The 18,492-nt window shown below is 76.1% G+C and carries 16 protein-coding genes; 3 read left to right on the top strand and 13 right to left on the bottom strand.

From position 1 onward, the window contains the following. From KIK08_RS28530 to KIK08_RS28500, 7 genes are all read right to left on the bottom strand, one after another. Nucleotides 1-455: LytR/AlgR family response regulator transcription factor (locus tag KIK08_RS28530; protein WP_308257947.1), on the bottom strand; the 455-nt coding region annotated here is incomplete at its 3' end. Beyond that, the gene (locus tag KIK08_RS28525) at nucleotides 452-1,543 is read right to left on the bottom strand and encodes a sensor histidine kinase (protein WP_214406369.1); all 1,092 of its coding nucleotides are present in this window, start codon (nucleotides 1,541-1,543) and stop codon (nucleotides 452-454) included. The genes KIK08_RS28525 and KIK08_RS28530, both read right to left, overlap by 4 nt. Before the next feature lie 69 nt (nucleotides 1,544-1,612). Further along, nucleotides 1,613-5,623, bottom strand: a complete 4,011-nt coding sequence (locus KIK08_RS28520; protein ID WP_214406368.1) for an efflux RND transporter permease subunit — start codon at nucleotides 5,621-5,623, stop codon at nucleotides 1,613-1,615. Between the two features lie 100 nt (nucleotides 5,624-5,723). Beyond that, nucleotides 5,724-6,749, bottom strand: a complete 1,026-nt coding sequence (gene alc, locus KIK08_RS28515; protein WP_214406367.1) for an allantoicase — start codon at nucleotides 6,747-6,749, stop codon at nucleotides 5,724-5,726. A 63-nt stretch (nucleotides 6,750-6,812) separates the two neighbouring features. Further along, nucleotides 6,813-8,228 (bottom strand): four-carbon acid sugar kinase family protein, encoded by a 1,416-nt coding sequence (locus KIK08_RS28510; RefSeq protein ID WP_214406366.1) that lies wholly within the window; start codon nucleotides 8,226-8,228, stop codon nucleotides 6,813-6,815. Next, complete coding sequence (gene allB / locus KIK08_RS28505) at nucleotides 8,225-9,520, bottom strand: allantoinase AllB (protein ID WP_214406365.1); 1,296 nt, start codon at nucleotides 9,518-9,520, stop codon at nucleotides 8,225-8,227. Before allB ends, KIK08_RS28510 begins: the two co-directional genes overlap by 4 nt. Beyond that, complete coding sequence (locus tag KIK08_RS28500; protein WP_214406364.1) at nucleotides 9,517-9,894, bottom strand: allophanate hydrolase-related protein; 378 nt, start codon at nucleotides 9,892-9,894, stop codon at nucleotides 9,517-9,519. Before KIK08_RS28500 ends, allB begins: the two co-directional genes overlap by 4 nt. A 121-nt stretch (nucleotides 9,895-10,015) precedes the next feature. On the opposite strand from KIK08_RS28500, the gene KIK08_RS28495 reads away from it, so the two are divergent. Further along, nucleotides 10,016-11,131: a WD40/YVTN/BNR-like repeat-containing protein gene (locus KIK08_RS28495; protein WP_214406363.1), complete on the top strand. Its 1,116-nt coding sequence runs from the start codon at nucleotides 10,016-10,018 to the stop codon at nucleotides 11,129-11,131. Then, nucleotides 11,128-11,430: a MoaD/ThiS family protein gene (locus tag KIK08_RS28490; protein ID WP_214406362.1), complete on the top strand. Its 303-nt coding sequence runs from the start codon at nucleotides 11,128-11,130 to the stop codon at nucleotides 11,428-11,430. The genes KIK08_RS28495 and KIK08_RS28490 overlap by 4 nt, the downstream gene beginning before the upstream one ends. Before the next feature lie 334 nt (nucleotides 11,431-11,764). On the opposite strand, the gene KIK08_RS28485 is transcribed toward KIK08_RS28490, so the two are convergent. Beyond that, nucleotides 11,765-13,372, bottom strand: a complete 1,608-nt coding sequence (locus KIK08_RS28485; RefSeq protein ID WP_214406361.1) for a peptide chain release factor 3 — start codon at nucleotides 13,370-13,372, stop codon at nucleotides 11,765-11,767. 175 nt (nucleotides 13,373-13,547) lie between these two features. Here KIK08_RS28485 and KIK08_RS28480 point away from each other — a divergent pair, with 175 nt between their 5' ends. Next, a complete protein-coding gene (locus tag KIK08_RS28480; RefSeq protein WP_214406360.1) occupies nucleotides 13,548-15,980 on the top strand; it encodes a putative bifunctional diguanylate cyclase/phosphodiesterase in 2,433 nt (810 codons plus the stop codon). Here KIK08_RS28480 and KIK08_RS28475 read toward each other — a convergent pair. The 5 genes from KIK08_RS28475 to KIK08_RS28455 form a co-directional block, all read right to left on the bottom strand. After that, nucleotides 15,967-16,722 (bottom strand): flavin reductase family protein, encoded by a 756-nt coding sequence (locus KIK08_RS28475; protein WP_214406359.1) that lies wholly within the window; start codon nucleotides 16,720-16,722, stop codon nucleotides 15,967-15,969. The two genes, KIK08_RS28480 and KIK08_RS28475, sit on opposite strands and share 14 nt — an antisense overlap. Nucleotides 16,723-16,799: 77 nt before the next feature. Then, entirely contained in the window at nucleotides 16,800-17,369 is a 570-nt protein-coding gene (locus KIK08_RS28470; protein WP_308257946.1) for a GTP-binding protein, read from the bottom strand. Beyond that, the gene (locus KIK08_RS28465) at nucleotides 17,359-17,694 is read right to left on the bottom strand and encodes a DUF742 domain-containing protein (protein ID WP_214406358.1); all 336 of its coding nucleotides are present in this window, start codon (nucleotides 17,692-17,694) and stop codon (nucleotides 17,359-17,361) included. Before KIK08_RS28465 ends, KIK08_RS28470 begins: the two co-directional genes overlap by 11 nt. Nucleotides 17,695-17,747: 53 nt before the next feature. Next, nucleotides 17,748-18,179: a roadblock/LC7 domain-containing protein gene (locus KIK08_RS28460; protein WP_214406357.1), complete on the bottom strand. Its 432-nt coding sequence runs from the start codon at nucleotides 18,177-18,179 to the stop codon at nucleotides 17,748-17,750. After that, the coding region (locus KIK08_RS28455) for a hypothetical protein (RefSeq protein WP_214406356.1) at nucleotides 18,173-18,492 on the bottom strand (320 nt) is incomplete at its 5' end. The genes KIK08_RS28455 and KIK08_RS28460, both read right to left, overlap by 7 nt.

Genomic DNA, 18,492 nt, shown 5'->3' with positions numbered 1-18,492 from the left:
AGCGCGTCGACCGGGGGCGGGGCGGGGTCGCGGCCGGCGGCGGCGTCGCGCCCGGTCGCGGCGAACCGGCGCACCCGGCTCAGCGCCGCGGCCAGCCGCTCGGCGCTGACCGGCTTGAGCAGGTAGTCGACCGCGCCGATGCGGTACGCCGAGGCGGCGTGCTCCTCGTAGGCCGTCACGAACACCACGACCGGCGGGTCGGTCATCCTGGCCAGCAGCGCCGCCAGCTCCATGCCGTCCATCCCGGGCATGGAGATGTCCAGGAACACCGCGTCCAGCGGCCGGGCCTGGATGAGCCGCAGCGCCGCGATCGGGTCGCCCGCGGTGACCACGTCGGCCACGCCGGCCGAGCCCACCAGCAGCCTGCGCAGCTCGTCGAGCGCCGGGGCGACGTCGTCCACGGCGAGCACGCGCAGGCCGGTGGGCGCCTCGGCCCCGTTCACGCCCCCGTTCACGAGGCGACCACCCCGGGCTGGAAGCGCGGCAGCCGCACGACGACCCGCGTGCCGGCGCCGGGCGCGGTCTCCAGCACCAGCCCGTAGCCCGCGCCGTAGACGGTGCGCAGCCTGCGGTCGACGTTGACCAGGCCGAGGCGGCCGGGGGTGCCGCGGCCGGCCAGCACCGCGGCCGCGTAGTCGGGGTCCATGCCCGGGCCGTCGTCCTCCACCGTGATCACGCACTCCGTCCCGTCCGCCTCGCCGGTGACCTGCACCAGGCCGCTGCCGCCCGGCAGTTCCACGCCGTGCCGCACCGCGTTCTCCACCAGGGGCTGCAACGCAAGATAGGGCAGCGCCACCGGCAGCACCTCCGGGGCGATCCGCAGCTGCACGCGCAGCCGCTCGCCGAGCACCGCGCGGGCCAGCGCCAGGTAGGCCTCGATGGCCTGGAACTCCCCCGCGACCGTCGCGTGGTCGCCGTGGCGGGCGAGGCTGTGGCGGGTGTAGGCGGCGAAGTCGAGCATCAGGTCGCGCGCCCGCTCCGGGTCGGAGCTGACGAACGAGGCGATCGCGGTGAGGCTGTTGTAGACGAAGTGCGGCGAGATCTCCGCGCGCAGCGCCCGCAGCTCGGCCTGCTCGGCGACCTGCGCCGAGGCCTCCAGCCGGGCCCGCTCCAGCGCCTCGCCCACCCACAGCGCCGCCTCGCGCACCGCCGCGCCGGAGACCGGCCCGGCCACCACCAGCACCCCGGCCAGCTCGGCCCTGGCGTGCACCGGCACCGCGACCAGCGCACCGTCGGCCGCCCGCGTGTCGCCCTGCATGGCCCGTTCGGCCAGCTCGTCGGCGACGTCCGGGCGATCCGGCCGTCCCGACCACACCAGGGCACCGGTCAATCCGCCGAGCGCGACGGCGTCGGCGTCGAGCAGCCGGCGCAACCCGCGGACCGCGCCGGGGACGCCCGGCCCGGCGAGCCCCTCGCGCAGGCCCGCCGCGATGCGCCGACCGGCCGCGAGCCCGGACACGGCCTCGCGGCCCGCCCCCCGGGCGCGACCGAACCCGAGCCAGCGCCGCCCGCCGGGCGGCACCGCACCCGCGTCAACCCCCATCGGTCGCCTCCGTCCCCGGAACCGAGACGGTAGGACATGGTGGACGTGCGCCGCGAGCGCGGCCCCCGGTCAGCGCGGGTGGCCGTTCCCGGTCGGCTCGACCGCCGCCGTGTGACGCCCCCGCTCACCCAGCTCCAGGTCGGCGGTGGCCTCCCCGTCGGCGGCGATCCGCACCGAGGTGATCGCCGGCGGGCCGGCGGACGCGGTCACCGTGTAGGACCCCTCGGGCAGCCCGGACAGCGAGAACGAGCCGTCGGCCGCCGTGCGGACGGTGGCGACGACGGCGCCCTCGCTGTCGGACACGGTGGCCACGACGTCGCCGAGCGCGTGCCCCTGCCCGGAGCGCACGACGCCGGTGAGCCGACCCGACGGCGGCAGGTCGACGTCGGCGCGCACGGTCCCGGTGACCGGCACCTGCACGGTGCGCGCCGCCGACGGCCCCGACGGCGGGGCGACCAGCAGTTGCTGCTCCCCGGCCGGGACGTGCACCAGGCGGTAGTGGCCCGAGGCGTCCGCGCGGTCGCGGGCCAGCACCTCGCCGCCCTCGGCGACCACCGCGACCAGCGCCGCGACCGCCTCGCCGGTGGCCGAGCGCACCCGCCCCTCCACGGTGGCCGGGCCGGCCGCGACCAGGTCGACCACCAGCGGGACCACTGCGTCGCCGTCCTCGCGGGCCTCGACGGTGACCCACCGGGCCGCCGGCTCGCGGCCGTCGTGGCGCACGGCGAGCAGGTAGCGACCCGGTGCCGGCACCGCGACCTCGTACTCGCCCGTCGACCCGCTCACCGCCGACCCGGCCGGCGCACCGTCCTCGTCGACCACGGTGAGCACCGCCCCGGGCAGCGCCACGCCGTCGCGGTCGGCCACCGACCCGCTGATCCCGGCCCCGACGAGCACCCGCTCGCGCGCCGGCACCGCCGCGGCGGCGCGGGCGGCGCCGGCGGCCGGGGCCGGGACGTCGTCCGCGGTGTCGTCGCCCGGGCCGGTGAACCGGCCGGTCAGCACGTAGAGCACGGGCACCAGGACGAGGGTGAGCACCGTGGAGCTGATCAGGCCGCCGATCACCACCACGGCCAGCGGCTGGGAGATGAACCCGCCGCCGCCGGTGAGGCCGAACGCCATCGGCAGCAGCGCGAAGATCGTCGCCACCGCGGTCATCACGATCGGGCGCAGGCGCTGGGCCGCGCCCTCGACCACCGCCTCGTGCACCGGGCGCCCGGCCCGCCGGTACTGGTTGACCAGGTCGATCAGCACGATCGCGTTGGTCACCACGATGCCGACCAGCATCAGCATGCCGATCAGCGCGGGCACCCCGAGCGGGGTCCCGGTGACCAGCAGCAGCCCCAGCGCGCCGGTGGCCGCGAACGGGATGGAGACCAGCAGCAGCAGCGGCTGCAGCAGGCTGCGGAAGGTGATGACCATGACCAGGTAGACCACCGCGATCGCGGCCAGCAGGGCCAGCCCCAGCTGGGCGAAGGCCTCCTGCTGCTCGCTGCTGACGCCGCCGATCTCGGCCGTGGCCCCGGCCGGCAGGTCCAGCTCGTCCAGCGCCTCCTGCAGGTCGGCGCTGACCCGGCCCAGGTCGTCGGCCGCCGGCCGGGCGGTGATCTGCGCGCTGCGCGAGCCGTCGGTGCGGCTGATCGTCGGCGCGGTGCTGGTGGTGGCGACGGTGGCGATCTCGCGCAGCGGGCGCTGCCCGCCAGGGCCGACCATCGGCAGCGCCTCGAGCGCGGCCACGTCGGCCGGTGCGGTGCCGGTGCGCAGCAGCACGTCCTGCTCGACGCCGTCGATCGTGAGCGTGCCGACGGTCGAGCCGCGCAGCGCCGCGGCGACCGTCTGACCGACCTGGGCCTCGGTGAGCCCGATCCCGGCCGCCGCCCGCCGGTCCACCTGCACGTCCACGACGTCCTGGGCGGCGGCCAGGTTGTTGCTGACGTCGCTGGCCCCGTCGATCCCGGCGACCGCCCGCTGCACCAGGTCGGCCGCCTCGGCCAGCACCGCGGGGTCCTCGGCCCGGATGTCCACCGCCAGCTGGTTGTTGCCCAGCCCGCCCTGCCCCGGCTCCACGGTGAGGTCGCCGACGACGGCCGGGTCGAGGTCGTCGAACCAGAAGCGCAGGTCGTCGGTCACGTCGGCGGCGACGGCGTCCTCGGTCAGCGTCACGGTGAACCGGGTGGCCGCGGCGTTCTGCCCGGGCCGCCCGAACGCGCGGCCCGCGTCGTCCGGGGAGCCCACCGTGACCTGGTAGCTCTCGATCCCGTCCTGGTCGGCCAGCACGGCCTCCACCTGCCGGGCGGCCTCGTCGGCCCGCGGCAGCGGGGTGCCCGCCGGCAGCTCCTGGCTCACCGTGAGGGTGTCGCCGCCCGCGTCGCCGATGAAGTTGGTCTCCAGCAGCGGGACCAGCGCGACCGTGCCGGCGAAGATCCCTACGGCGACCAGCAGCGAGACCACCGGGCGGGCGATGCCGGCACGCAGCAGCGGCAGGTAGCCGCGCTGCAGCCGGGTCCGCTCCGGCTCCACCCCCGCCACCGGCTCGGGCTCCGGTTCGGCGGGCGTGCGCAGCACCAGCGAGGCCAGCACCGGCACCACCGTGAGCGAGACCAGCAGCGAGCCCAGCAGGGCGGCGGTCACGGTGATCGCGAACGGCCGGAACAGCTCCCCGACCTGCCCGCCGACCAGTCCGATCGGCGCGAACACCGCCACCGTGGTGATGGTCGACGCGGTGATCGCGCCGGCCACCTCGCGGACCGCGGTCAGGATCGCGGCCCGCCGCGGGCCGCCGTAGCCGATGTGGCGCTTGATGTTCTCGATGACCACGATCGAGTCGTCGACGACCCGGCCGATGGCCACCGTCAGCGCGCCGAGGGTGAGGATGTTGAGGGTGTAGTCGCCCACGTACAGCACGATCATCGCGATCAGCACCGACAGCGGGATCGACACCGCGGTGACCAGCGTCGCGCGCACCGACAGCAGGAACCCGAGGATCACCAGCACCGCGAACACCAGCCCGAGCAGGCCCTCGGTGGTCAGGTCCTCCACCGACTGCTCGATGAACGGCGCCTGGTCGAAGATCACCGTCACCTGCGCGTCCTGCGCGGCACCGCCGAGCAGGTCGGTGACCTCGTCCAGCTCGTCGCGGACCGCCTCGGCCACCGACACCGTGTTGGCCTGCTCCTGCTTGGTGACGCTGATGCCGATGCTGGGCACGCCGTTGGTGCGGGTGTGGCCGGTGGCCGGCGCGGGCGCCGCGGTGATCGTCGCGATGTCGCCGAGGCGCACCGGCTGGGCCGACGGCGCGGGGGCGCGGGCCGACCCGCCCTGGGCCCCGGCCCCGGTCGCTCCCGCGCCGGGCACGACGTAGAGGTCGGCGAGCTGGTCCGCGGCGGTGATCGGGCCGCCCACCTGCACGGCCAGCGGGTCGGTGTCCGGCGCCAGCTCGCCGGCCGGCACCTGCACGCCGTTGGCCTGCAGGACGGTGGCGACCGCGCTCGGCGAGACCCCGCGCTGCGCGGCGGCCGCGACGTCCAGGTCGATGGTGATGCGCGGGTCCTCGATGCCCGACAGCCCCACGTCGCCGACGCCCTCGACGTCGGCGAGCAGCGGCCGCACCTGGTTGCGCAGCACGGCCGCCACCTGGTCGGGCGGCAGGTTCGACGACACCGCCAGCGCGAGCACCGGGATGTTGTCGGTGCCGCCGCCGATCACCTGCGGGGAGACGTCGTCGGGCAGAGCGGCGCCCTGCACGGCGCGCTCGACCTGCGTGGTGGCCACGTCCAGGTCGGTGCCGTACTCCAGCTCCAGGGTGACCACCGCGCTGCCACCGCTGCTGGTGGAGCTGGTCGCGCTCACCCCGTCCAGGCCGTCGATCGCCTCCTCGATCGGCCCGGTGACCTGGTCCTCCACCACCGCGGGCGAGGCTCCCGGGTACGGCGCGAACACGGTCAGCCGGGGCAGGTCCAGGGACGGGAACAGCTCCTGGCGCAGCGCGCCGGTGGCGATCAGTCCGAAGGCCAGGACCAGCACCGTCACCAGCGCCACGACGGCGCGGTTGAGCAGGCTGAGGCGGGCGAGCCAGGTCATGGGGAAAGTGAATACGGCCTCAGGTCACCGGCGGTAAGCGATTGCTGAGAACGCGCTGAGCAACTGGCGGTGACCCGCCACCCCTCTGCCGCGGACGGGATCACCCGCTGGCCGGGCCGGTGCCGCCGAGCGCCGCCGACCAGCGCCGCCCGATCGCCTCCCGGCCGGCCGCGGTCGGGGCGCCGAACAGCCGAACGCGGGCCATGCCGCCGTCGGGGTGGATGTCCAGGCGCACCGCGTCGACCGGCACGGTCCCGGCCTCGGTGTCGGCCAGCACGTAGCGGTGGCGGGTGTCGGGGCGCAGCGGGGTGCGCGCCAGCAGCTCGCGCCACGGCCCGTCGCCGACCCGCCCGCTCAGCACCGCCGCCCCCGGCGCGTTGTGCAGGAAGTACGAGGTGTCGAGCACGACCACCGCGAGCGTCGCCTCGGCGCCCAGCCGCAGCTCCACCCAGTCGTTGCCGTCGTCGCGGCGCCGGGAGGTCTCCCAGCCCTCCCCCATCGACCGCGGCGGGCCGGGCAGCAGCAGGTTCTGCGGGGAGCTGTAGAACAGGTTCGAGCAGTCGGTGACCGTCCCGCCGTTCTCCACCGCCGCCAGGTCGACGGTGCCCAGCGCGTCGAGCAGGCCCGGGTCGAGCACGGCCTCGCCGTGCACCCGCAGCCGGGCGACGCCGCCGTCGGGGTAGATGCGCAGGCGGACGTGGGTGACCAGGGCGTCCGAGCCGACCGGGAACGCGTTCTGCGAGTCGCCCTCCACCGCGGAGCGCGGGACCAGGGTCGACCAGCCCTCCGCGGTGGCCGGGTCGGCGTCGTCGGGGACCCGCAGGCCCTCCACGGACACCTCGGGCGGGTAGTTGCCGGTGAAGAACGCGGTGTCGACGACGACGCCGTGGACGACGCCGGGCACGCCGAGGCGCACGATCGCCTCGTCGTGGCCGGGCTCGCGGCGCCTGCGGGTCTCCCAGCCGTCGTAGACCTTGCCGCGGTGGTCGAACGCGGCCGGGTCGAACACCGGCGGCCCCGGGGTGATCAGGTTCTGCCGGGCGGCGAAGGCCTCGTCGTTGGCGTGCACCACGCTCCCGCCGAGGGTGCGCAGGGCCAGGTCGGGAAGCTGCCGGAAGTCGCCCACGCCCCAGTCTCCCCCGGCCGGGGCCGCCGCGGAACGCCCCGCGGCGTGACGTCCGCACCGCCGTCAGGACCGCCGGGCCGCCACCGCCCGCTCCAGCCGGTCGACCACGTCGGCCAGCGAGTCGGCGTCGCCGACGTTGCCGGCGAACACCACGTAGGGCAGCCCCTCCGCCGGCCCGGACACCGGCTCCCACAGCGAGACGATGCCCTCCAGCATCGAGCCCCGCACCACCGCCCGGCCGATGCCGAGCGCGTCGGTGGCCACGTCCGAGGAGGTGATGCCGCCCTTCGCGACCACGTAGCCGGGCCTGCGCTCGGCCACCACCCTGCCGACGGTGCGGGTGAGCGCCGCGCTGACCCGGCGGGCGATGTCCAGGCTGGTCGCCTCGTCCGCGCCGGTGACCAGCCGGCGGGACGTGCTCAGCACGACCGGGCCCGCGGCGAGCGCGGCGGTGGCCGCCGCGACCGCGTCGTCGACGTGCCGGCCGCCCCGGGCGTCGTCGAGCAGGGTCGGGACGTCCAGCTCGACCGCGGTGAACCGGCGGCGCTCGGCCAGCCGGGCCAGCTGGGTGCTGGTCAGCGCCACGTGCGAGCCCACCACGACCAGGCCGTGCGCGTCGGACCCGACGAGCCCGACCAGCGCCGCGTCGTCGACCGGCGGGTGGGCGTCCTGCCCGGTCCGGGCGCGCACGAACGACGGGCCGATCCGGTAGACCAGCCGTGCGCCCGCCCGCTCCGCCGCCAGCACGGCCAGCGCGACCGCGCGCAGGTCGTCGTCGACGGCGGCGTCCACCGCGACCACCCCGCCGTCGCGCACCCCGGTCAGCACCGCGGCCAGCTCCCCGGTGGTGCCGGGCCGGATGGCGTCCACGGTCAGCTCCAGCACCGCACCGGCCGGGATGCGCCCGCCGCTCTTCTCCTCGACCCAGTCGGCCAGCCGCGACGACCGGTAGCCGAAGGTCGCGTCGCGGGCGAACTCGCTGTCGGCGACCGGCACCAGGCCCTCGGGCGTGCGCACGTGGTGCACGCCGCGCACGGTCAGCCGGCCGGCGTCGGTGAACGCCGGCGCCAGCAGCACGGCGTCGACCGCTCCGCCGTGCTCGGCGAGCACCTCGCCGACGACGTCGGTCTCCAGCGGGAAGTGCCCGCGCAGCGTGGAGTCGCCGCGGCTGGCGAACACCAGCGGCACCCCCTCGGCCGCCGACGCGGCCAGGCACGCCCGGACGACCTCCCGGTCGCGCGCGGCCGCCCGGTCCGGGGCGAGGCTGCGGGTGTTGGTCAGCACGAAGAACCCCGCCCCTGGACGCCCCAGGGCCCAGCGCACGTCGTCGACGGTCCAGCGGGTGAGCACGGGCAGGTCGCGGATGGTCTGGGTGCCGGTGGGGTCGTCGTCGAGGAAGACCACCCGCGGCGCGCCCTCCAGCGCCCGCGCGACCTCCTCGGCCGGGACCCGGCGGACCGGGGGCAGCGGCGCGCTCATCCGCGCACCAGCAGTTCGCCCCGCGGCGTCCCGTCCGTCGGCCCCCCGCGCAGGTAGGTCGCCCGCACCACGCCGCGCAGCGTCCGCCCCGAGTACGGCGTCACCGGGTTGCGGTGGTGCAGCTCGCCCACCACGAACTCCTCGTCGGGGGCGAAGACCACGAGGTCGGCGTCGTTGCCCACGGCGATCCCGCCCTTGCCGGCCAGCCCCACCAGCTCCGCGGGCCGCTGCGACATCCAGCGCACGACGTCGGCGAGGCCGTGCCCACGCGCGCGGGCCTGCGTCCACACCAGCGGCAGCCCCAGCTGCAGGGAGGCGATGCCGCCCCAGGCCAGCCCGAAGTCGCCGACGTCGAGGCGCTTGAGCTCGGGCGTGCACGGCGAGTGGTCGCTGACGACGAGGTCGATCGTGCCCTCGGCGAGGGCCCGCCAGAGCCGGTCGCGGTTGCCGGCGTCGCGGATCGGCGGGCAGCACTTGAACCGGGTGTCGCCGTCGGGCACCTCGTCGGCGGCGAGCGTGAGGTAGTGCGGGCAGGTCTCCGCGCTCACCCGCACCCCGTCGGCGCGCGCCTTCGCCAGCCGGTCCAGCGCGTCGGCCGAGGACAGGTGCACGACGTGCACCCGCGCGCCCGTCACGGCGGCCAGCTCCAGCAGGTGCGCGATGGCCGAGTCCTCGGCGGCGCCGGGGCGGGAGGCCACGAAATCGGCGTAGCGGCGGCCGTGCGCGTCGTGCACGAGCTCGCCGTCCTCGGCGTGCGCGATGAGCAGGCCGTCGAACGCGGCGACCTCGCGCAGCGCGTCGCGCGGGGAAGTCAGCGCGGGGAACTCCGGGACCCCGCTGTCGATCATGAAGCACTTGACGCCGAACACGCCCGCCTCGTGCAGCGCGCGCAGCTGCGGCTCGTTGCCGGGCACCGCGCCGCCCCAGAAGCCGACGTCGACCGCGCACTGCCCGCGCGCCGCGGCCCGCTTCACCTCCAGCGCCGCCACGTCGAGCGTGGGCGGCAGCGAGTTCAGCGGCATGTCCACGATCGCGGTGACGCCACCGGCGGCCGCGGCCCGGGTGGCGGTGGCGAAGCCCTCCCACTCGGTGCGCCCCGGCTCGTTGACGTGCACGTGCGTGTCGACCAGGCCCGGCAGCAGCACCTCGTCGGCCGCGAGCACGACCTCGCGCTCCGCGTCCACGGCCGCGTCACGGGGCAGGACCGCGGCGATCCGCTCCCCGTCCACCAGCACCGCGGCCGGGCGCTCGGCGCCGTCGACCACGGCCCGGTCCGCCCGGAAGACGATCACTGCTGGGACTCCCGGTAGGCGCGCCAGCTGGCCAGCTCCGAGATGTCGGTCAGCGGCGGCAGGCTCGGGTACTCCCGGCGCAGCACCATCGCCAGCGACCCGCTGCCGTCGATCAGCTCGATCACCCCCAGCTCCAGGCCGTCCGGCTCGCCGGGCAGCAGCACCTCGCGCAGCTGGGCGTAATCCATCTCGTACACCTCGCCCACGACCGACGCCCCGCCCGGGCCGACGTCCTCCAGCGCCGGGTAGCGCCCGCCGACCGCGTGGAAGCGGTAGCGCGGCGCGGTCGTCGTGCGGGCCACCAGCGGGGAGTCCCCGACGAGGTGGTGGTCGGCGCCGCCGGACATCGCGGTGCCGTTCAGGAACATCCTCATGCGGTCCCCTTCGCTCGCCTGTCGCGTCCGATCATCCCGCCTGAAGTTTTCCGGCCACCGACCGATGAGTTCTACGCCCCCGCCGGGTCCGACCCGGTAGTCGCAGGAGAGGAGTGGGCGCATGAGCTCGGTTCGGGTGCTCGTCGGTACGCGCAAGGGTGCGTTCGTGCTGACCGCGGACGGCACGCGCGACGACTGGAAGGTCGACGGGCCGCACTTCGGCGGCTGGGAGGTCTACCACGTCGCAGGCTCCCCCGCGGACCCCCAGCGGATCTTCGCCGCGCCGTCCGGTGGCTGGTTCGGGCAGGTGATCCAGCGCTCCGACGACGGCGGGGCCAGCTGGGCGCCGGTGGGCAACGAGTTCACCTACGCCGGCGTGCCCGGCACCCACCAGTGGTACGACGGCACCCCGCATCCGTGGGAGTTCGCCAGGGTCTGGCACTTCGCGCCCTCGGCCACCGACCCCGACACGGTGCTGGCCGGCGTCGAGGACGCCGCGCTCTTCAGGTCCGTCGACGGCGGCGCGAGCTGGCAGGAGGTCCCGGGGCTGCGCGAGCACGGCTCGGGCCCGCAGTGGCAGCCCGGCGCGGGCGGTATGTGCCTGCACACCATCGTCCCCGACCCGCGCGACCCGGCCCGCATGCACGTGGCGATCTCCGCCGCCGGCGTGTTCCGCACCGAGGACGCCGGCCGGACCTGGCAGCCGACCAACCGCGGGCTGCAGTCCGAAGGCATCCCCGACCCCGACGCCGAGGTCGGGCACTGCGTGCACAACCTGGCCATGCACCCGTCCCGCCCCGACACGCTCTACATGCAGAAGCACTGGGACGTCATGCGCACCGACGACGGCGGCGACACCTGGTACGACATCGGCGAGGGCCTGCCGTCCGACTTCGGCTTCCCCATCGACGTGCACGCCCACGAACCCGACACCGTCTACGTCGTGCCGATCACCAGCGACTCGCTGCACGTGCCGCCGGAGGGCAGGCTGCGCGTCTACCGCAGCCGCGCCGGCGGCGGCGAGTGGGAGCCCCTGACCAACGGCCTGCCCCAGCAGCACTGCTACGTCAACGTCCTGCGCGACGCCATGGCCGTCGACACCCTCGACGACTGCGGCGTCTACTTCGGCACCACCGGCGGGCAGGTCTACGTCTCCCCCGACGGCGGGGACACCTGGTCGGCGATCGTCCGCGACCTGCCCGCGGTGCTGTCGGTGGAGGTGCAGACGCTGCCATGACCGAGGTCCGCGTGAAACTGCCCCAGCACCTGCGCAAGCTCGCCCGCGTGGACGGCGAGGTGGCGCTGGCCGTCACCGGCCCGGTGACGCAGCGCTCCGTGCTCGACGCCCTGGAGGCCCGCTACCCGGCGCTGCGCGGCACCGTCCGCGACCACGGCACCGGCCGGCGACGGGCGTTCGTGCGGTTCTTCACCGGCGAGCAGGACCTGTCCCACGACTCACCCGACGACCCGCTGCCCGACGCCGTGAGCCGTGGGAGTGAGCCGTTCCTGGTGGTGGGGGCGATGGCCGGGGGGTGAGGGCAGCGCCGCGACGGAGGTGCCGTACTCAACGTCGGTGGATCTGGTCGGCCGGCTCCGGATGGTCGTGCCGATGCCCACCGACGCATGTCGACCAGAACCCGGTCAGGGCGGCACCGCCGAATCACCTCAGATCGGTGGCGCGGTGTCCGCGGTCGGCGAGGGCCGGGCTCGCGGGACGCGCACCACCAACCACTCGGCACGCCCCGGGGCCGGCGGTCCTGGCCGCACCTCGCAGCCCAGGACATGGTCTCGCAACCCGCCGGCGGGCTGCGACAACCCACCCGACGCTGCGCGGACGCCACCAACCTCTGCGAGGAGCGGCTGGTTCGGGCTAGCGCCCCACCGAACCGGCGAGCAGCGGGTCGAGCGTGACCCCGGCGTGCTTGCGGCGCACGTTCTCCAGCCGGTACTTGGTGCTGAACACGGCCAGCAGCGCCCCGTCGGCCCGTCGGGTGAGGACCTCGACGTCGCTCTCCCGGTCCAGCACCACCGCCCCGTCGGGGTCGGTGAGCCGGGCGACGGTGTAGTCGAGGTGCTCCAGCCGGACCGGGGAGCGGTACTCGTCGGCCATGCGGGCGGCGACGACGTCGAACTGCAGCGGCCCGACCGCGGCCAGCACCGGGGCCTGGTCGCCGCGCAGGTCCGAGCGCAGGACCTGGATGACGCCTTCGCTGTCGAGCTGGTCGATGCCCCGGCGGAACTGCTTGAACGTGCCGGCGTCGGCCGCGCGGACGACGGCGAAGTGCTCGGGGGCGAAGCTGGGGATGGCGGGGAACTCGACGGGGTCGGCGGCGTAGAGGGTGTCGCCGGGGCGCAGGGCGCCGGCGTTGACCAGGCCCACGATGTCGCCGGGGAACGCCTCCTCGACGGTGGTGCGCTGCTGGCCGAACACGGCCTGGGCGTACTTGGTGGCGAACGGGCGGCCGGTGCCGGCGTGGGTGAGGACCATGCCGCGCTCGAACCGGCCCGAGCAGATCCGCACGAACGCCATCCGGTCGCGGTGCGAGCGGTCCATGCCGGCCTGCACCTTGAACACCAGGCCGGACATCGGCGCGTCGAGCGGGCGGGGGGTGCCGGTGGCGTCGTCGCGGGCCTCGGGGGCGGGCGCGAGGTCGACCAGCGCGTCGAGCAGGCGGGCCACGCCGACGCCGGTCAGCGCGGCGCCGAACAGGACGGGGGTGGCCGAGCCGGACAGGAAGTCCTTCTCGTCGAACCCGGCGCCGATCTCGCTGAGCAGGGCCAGCTCGTCCTGGGCGGTCGACCAGACCTCCGGCTCGGCCGCCGCGACCTCCGCGGCCGGCACGACCTCCACCGCGGCCCGGGTGGCGCCACCCGCGGTGCGGGTGAACCGGCTGAACTCGCCGGTGGCCACCTCGATGAGCCCGCGCAGCTGGCCGGCGATGCCCAGCGGCCAGGTCAGCGGCATCGGTCGCAGGCCGATGGTCTGCTCGACCTCGTCGAGCAGCTCCAGCGCCTCGCGGCCGGGGCGGTCCCACTTGTTGACGAAGGTGAGCACCGGGATGCCGCGGGCGCGGCAGACGTCGAACAGCTTGAGCGTCTGCGGCTCCAGGCCCTTGGCCGCGTCGAGCAGCATGACCGCGGCGTCGACGGCGGCGAGGACCCGGTAGGTGTCCTCGGAGAAGTCGCCGTGGCCGGGGGTGTCGAGCAGGTTGACCACGTGGTCGCGGTAGCTGAACTGCAGCACGGCCGAGGTGATGGAGATGCCGCGCTTGCGCTCCATCTCCATCCAGTCCGAGGTGACCCCGCGCCGGCCGGCCTTGCCGTGCACGGCGCCCGCCTGGTCGATCCGCTCCGCGTACAGCGCCAGCGCCTCGGTCAGCGTCGACTTGCCCGCGTCGGGGTGGCTGATCACGGCGAACGTCCGGCGCCGCAGCGCCTCGGTCGGAACCCGGGCCGACTCCCCCACATCCGTTGACATCTCACCGCCCATGCTACGTGTCGCCACGTCGTGACCCGCGACCACCGCACACCCGAAACGACCTTGGGGTTTCCGGCGATTGCATCCAGATCGGGCGTGCCGTAACGCCCACGGACTCGTTGGCGTTACGAGGAACCGGGTCGGGCCGGTTCCCGACGGGGGACGGGAGCTGAACATGCCGGCAGGTGGGCAGCACCGGCCCGCCACGGCCACCGGCTGGCCGCGGCGGACGGTGGCCGCTGTCGCGCTGCGCCGCGCCACCGCCTTCGTGATGCTCGCGGGGCTGACCACGGCCCTGAGCGGGCCGGCCGCGGTGTGGGTGGCCGAGCTGGGGGCGGTCGCGTTCGCGGGCTGCGCCGGCCTGGGCTGCCTGCGGGCCTCGCGGCGGGCCGTGGGCGGGGCCAGGGCGGGCTGGAGCACCCTGGCCGCGGCCAGCTGGGCGTGGGGGGTGGCGCACCTGGGCGCGGCCGCCACCACCGGTGTGCTCACCGGTTCCGCGCCCGCGCCGGGGGGCGAGCCGGGCCCCGCCGACCTGGTGGGGCTGGCGTTCCCCGTGGTGGCCCTGGTGGCGGTGTGCCTGCTGGCGCCCCGCTCGCAGGACCGGTCGCTGCCCCGCCGGGTCATCGACGCGCTCACCGTGGGATGCGCGCTGGCCCTGCTGACCTGGACGGTGGTGGTCGACTCCGCGCTCGGCCTGGTCAGCGGCTCCCCCGCGGCGGTGGCGATGTGGCTGGCCCGCCCGGTCGGCGACGCGGTCCTGCTGACCGTCGTCGTGCTGACCGTCGCCCAGGACCGGCGGCTGCCGTGGCGGTGGGCGCTGCTGGGCGCCGCGGTACTGGCCATGGCCGCGTCCGACGTGGCGGTGGCGCTGCTGCGCGGGGCCGGGCACGACGGCGCGCTGGCCGTCGCCGGGTGGGGGTGGTGGGCGGCGTTCTGCCTGCTCACCACGGCCGGGGCGACCGTCGGGATGGCGGGCGAGGCGGAGCCGGCCGAGCCCGCCGAGCCGGCGGAACCCGACGAGCCGCGGCCGCGGCGCCCCGGGCTGCTGCCGTACCTGCCGCTGTTGGCCGCGGCCGTGGCGGTCGCGGTGCAGTACGCCGCGCGCGGGAGGGGGCTCGGCGCCGTGGGGACGTCGCTGACCGCGCTGCTGGTCGCCCTGGTGATGCTGCGCCAGTACTGCGTGCTGCGCACCAACCACCTCCAGGCCCGCGCCATCGCCGAGCGCGAGGCGGAGCTGCACCGGCTGGCCTTCCACGACCCGCTGACCGGGCTGGCCAACCGCGCCCTGTTCCTCGACCGGCTGGGGCACGCGCTCGACCTGGCGACCCGCGAGCCGCGACGGGTGGCGGTGGTCTTCGTCGACCTCGACGGCTTCAAGGCGGTCAACGACACCCTCGGGCACGCCGCGGGCGACGAGCTGCTGGTGTCGGTGGCGCGGCGGATGCGCGGCGCGATCCGGGCCACCGACACGCTGGCCCGCCTCGGCGGCGACGAGTTCGCCGTGCTGACCGAGCAGGGCAGCGACCCCGCGGTGGTGGCCCGCACGCTGCTGGCCTCGCTGCGCAGGCCGTTCGCGCTGCACGGGCGGGAGGTCGCGGTCTCGGCGAGCATCGGCGTGGCGACCGCCGAGCCGGGGGTGGGCGCCGACCAGGCCCCCGCCCTCATCCACCGCGCCGACGTGGCCATGTACGCGGTCAAGAGCTCCGGCAAGGACGGCGTGCAGATCCACTCCCCCGCCGTGCACGACCGGCCCCGCCCCGCCGCGCCGCCCGCGCACCGGGCGCTGGCCGCGGCCATCGAGCTGGGCGCGGTGCGCACCGTCTACCGCCCGGTGGTGGACACCGACCACGGCCGGATCGCCGCCCTGGAGGCGGTGCCGCGCTGGTCGGAGGCGGTGGGGGCGGTGCCGGCGGGGCCGCTGCAGCGCCCGTGCCCACCGCTGACCGCGGTCGTGCTGGAGCAGTCCTGCCACCAGCTGGCCCGCTGGAGCGACCAGCTGGGCCACCACCGGTTGCGGCTCGTGGTCGCGGTGGGCGTCGCGGAGCTGGCCGACGCGGAGCTGCCGGCCAGGGTCGACCGCGTCCTGGCCCGCTACCGGCTGGCACCCGGCCAGCTCACGATGGAGATCGACGACGGGCAGCTGCCCGAGCGGCCGGCCGCGGCGCTGGACGCGCTGCACCGGCTGCGCCACCTCGGGGTGCGCCTCGGGCTGGGGGGGCTGGGCTCCGGCTACGCGACGCTGGCCTGGTTGTCGGGCGCCCCGCTGGACACCGTGAAGATCGACAGCGACCTGGTGGCCGACGTCGACCACGACGACGGGCGCTGCCGGCTGCTGCGCGGGGTGCTCGCCCTGACCCACCAGCTCGGGCTGCGCAGCGTGGCCGACGGCGTCGAGCGCAGCGGCCAGCTGGTGGAGCTGCGCAGGCTGAACTGCGACTTCGTGCAGGGCCACCTGGTGGCCGGCCCGGCCACGGCCGCCGAGCTGACGCCCGTGGTGCTGGCCCAGCAGCCGCTGCTGCCGCGCGGGCTGATCGAGCCGGCCGCGGCGCCCGCCCCCGCACTGGTCCGCCCGCCGGTGGTGCGCGGGCGCACGCTCAACGCCTGGTGACCGGACCGGCGTCGGGCGGCCGCGGCGCCGCGTCGATGACCAGCGGCCCCGCGCCGGGCCGGGGGGTCGGCCCGGTGGCCGCCCCGTCGACGACCGAGCCGTCGGTCGGCCCGAGGAACCACGGGAACAGCGTGCCGGCACCCGGACGTCCGTCGGGCGCGGCACGTCCGCCGGGCTCGGGCAGCGCGCCGAGGACCGCGTCCAGCTCCGCGTCCTCGGCGACGACGCAGACCACCTCGGCGAGCAGGACGTAGTCGGTCGGCGACGTGTTCGGGGCCGCGGTGCGCACGGCGGGCACACCGGGGGCGCCCGGGGGTCCCGCCGGACCGTGGACCCGGCACTCCAGCCGCGCCCGCCCGGTGTCCAACGACGGCACCGAGACGCGGTGCGAGGGCACCGGCGTCCAGCGCACCGCCCCCGAGGCGTCGCGCTCGGCGCCGGACAGCGCGGCGAGGTGCCCGCCGAGGTCGGCGGTGGTCAGGTGGGCGACCAGCTCGCCGGTGGCCAGCGCGGCCGCCCGGACGTGCTCGGGCTCGCCGCCGGCGTCGCGTACCGCGGCCAGGGTGATGCCCACCGTCGCCGTGCGACCGCGCATCGGCAGGCAGTACCCCAGCGGCGCGACGAGCGGCGTCCCGGCCGCGTCCGCGGTGCTGACGACGGCGACCGAGTGGGGGCGCACCAGCCCGCTGAGCAGGCGGTGGCGCTGCCGCGGGTCCAGCGCGCCCGGATCGACGGCGCGCATCCGACCTCGTCCCTCCCGGGTCGGGGTCCCGGGCGGGGCGCAGTCTCGCACGGCGCGCCCGGGGCGCGGGGCTCCGGTCAGCTCGCCTGCACGCTCGAACGCGACAGCGCGTGCTGGACCAGCACGATCAGCGTCTCGGTGCACGAGTCCGCCCGGCGGGCGTCCATGTGCACGACCGGGGTGTCGCGGCTGATCGCCAGTGCCTCGCGCACCGCGTCGGCGCTGAAGGCCGAGGAGTGCGGGAAGCCGTTGATCGCCACCACGAACGGCAGCCTGCGGTTCTCGAAGTAGTCCACCGCGGCGAAGCACTCGTCGATGCGGCGCAGGTCGACCAGGACGACGGCGCCGACCGCGCCGCGGGCCAGCTCGTCCCACATGAACCAGAACCGGTCCTGGCCGGGGGTGCCGAACAGGTACAGGATCAGCGAGTCGTCGACGGTGATCCGGCCGAAGTCCATGGCGACCGTGGTCGTCGTCTTGTCCGGCACGGAGTCGTTGTTGTCGATGCCCAGCGAGGCGGTCGTCATGGCCTCCTCGGTGAGCAGCGGAGGGATCTCCGACAGCGTGCGCACCATGGTGGTCTTGCCGACGCCGAACCCACCGGCGATGACGATCTTGAGCGGCACTGGCCGGCTCTCAGCGTGCACGAAGTCCCTCCAGCAGTCGCTCGAGGATCGCCGGCCCGGGGCCGCCGCCCGTTCCGTCGGCCGCGGCCTGCGGAGCGTGCACCTCGAGGTATCCGGCCTCGGCCAGGTCGCTGACGAGCACCCGGGCCACTCCGACCGGCACGCGCAGCGCGGCGCCGATCTCCATGAGTGACACCGGGCGAGCCGCCAGCTGGACGATGATCCGGTACTCCATCTGCAGGTCACCGCCGAGCGATGCCTGTTCGGTGAGCGTGACCAGCGATTCGATGGGCAGGTCCGTTCCCGTGGACCGGGTCCGGCCACCGGTCACCGCGAAGACGGGCACGACCCGCCCGGCCGGGCTCGCCGGCCGGGCGGACGCCCCGGGATCGTGGCCCATCACCACCCCTTCGCACCGCCCGCCAGGTCGGCCCGGGCGTCGGCGCGCGGAGCCGGGGTGAGCGCGTGCTCGACGCGCGCCGCCAGCATGGTCATCTCGTAGGCCACGACGCCGAGGTCGCAGCGCCGGTCGGCCTGCACGGCGAGGGTGGCGCCGTAGCTGATCGCGGTGACGAACAGGTAGCCGCCGGCCATCTCCAGGATGGTCTGGGTGACCGGGCCGGCCTCCAGCAGGTGCGCGGTGCCCCGGGCCAGGCTGACCAGGCCGGAGGCCGCGGCGGAGAGCCGGTCGGCCAGCGCGGCGTCGGTCCCGGCCGAGGTGGCCAGGCGCAGCCCGTCGGCCGAGACCACGATGGCGCGCAGGACGCCGGGGGTGTCGCGGGTGAAGTCCACCAGCAGCCAGTCCATCTGGCCGTCGAGACCGCCTACCATCCCGCACCCCGTCCGCTGGTGGTGTCGCCGTCGACGACGTCCCGGGCCGCCTGCCGGCTGGCCTGGTAGCGCGACAGGGCGCTCGCCGCGCTCGCCGCGGGCACGGCGGGCGGGGCGGCCTCGGTGGAGGTCGGCTGGCGCAGCTCCGGGGTGAGGTGGGCCTGCGGGACGCGCCGGCGCAGCGTGAACGGCGCGGCCTCGCCGGACGACTCGTCCTGGTTCGGGCGGTCGGGCGCGATGCCCTCGGTCGGGCGCGCGGGCGCCTCGGCGGCGGGGTGGTCGCGCGGGGCGGGCACCACCCGCAGGTCGGCCA

Origin of the sequence: Pseudonocardia lacus (assembly GCF_018531445.1) — a bacterium.
Taxonomy (GTDB): domain Bacteria; phylum Actinomycetota; class Actinomycetes; order Mycobacteriales; family Pseudonocardiaceae; genus Pseudonocardia; species Pseudonocardia lacus.
The sequence above is the reverse complement of the archived record's forward strand: the minus strand, read 5'-3'. Positions and strand labels throughout refer to the sequence as shown.

Excerpts from the sequence above, each read along its gene's own strand:
- KIK08_RS28525 (WP_214406369.1), bottom strand. The coding sequence starts at position 1,543 with ATGGGGGTTGACGCGGGTGCGGTGCCGCCCGGCGGGCGGCGCTGGCTC.
- KIK08_RS28520 (WP_214406368.1), bottom strand. The coding sequence starts at position 5,623 with ATGACCTGGCTCGCCCGCCTCAGCCTGCTCAACCGCGCCGTCGTGGCG.
- KIK08_RS28510 (WP_214406366.1), bottom strand. The coding sequence starts at position 8,228 with ATGAGCGCGCCGCTGCCCCCGGTCCGCCGGGTCCCGGCCGAGGAGGTC.
- KIK08_RS28500 (WP_214406364.1), bottom strand. The coding sequence starts at position 9,894 with ATGAGGATGTTCCTGAACGGCACCGCGATGTCCGGCGGCGCCGACCAC.
- KIK08_RS28495 (WP_214406363.1), top strand. The coding sequence starts at position 10,016 with ATGAGCTCGGTTCGGGTGCTCGTCGGTACGCGCAAGGGTGCGTTCGTG.
- KIK08_RS28490 (WP_214406362.1), top strand. The coding sequence starts at position 11,128 with ATGACCGAGGTCCGCGTGAAACTGCCCCAGCACCTGCGCAAGCTCGCC.
- KIK08_RS28485 (WP_214406361.1), bottom strand. The coding sequence starts at position 13,372 with ATGTCAACGGATGTGGGGGAGTCGGCCCGGGTTCCGACCGAGGCGCTG.
- KIK08_RS28480 (WP_214406360.1), top strand. The coding sequence starts at position 13,548 with ATGCCGGCAGGTGGGCAGCACCGGCCCGCCACGGCCACCGGCTGGCCG.
- KIK08_RS28475 (WP_214406359.1), bottom strand. The coding sequence starts at position 16,722 with ATGCGCGCCGTCGATCCGGGCGCGCTGGACCCGCGGCAGCGCCACCGC.
- KIK08_RS28460 (WP_214406357.1), bottom strand. The coding sequence starts at position 18,179 with ATGGTAGGCGGTCTCGACGGCCAGATGGACTGGCTGCTGGTGGACTTC.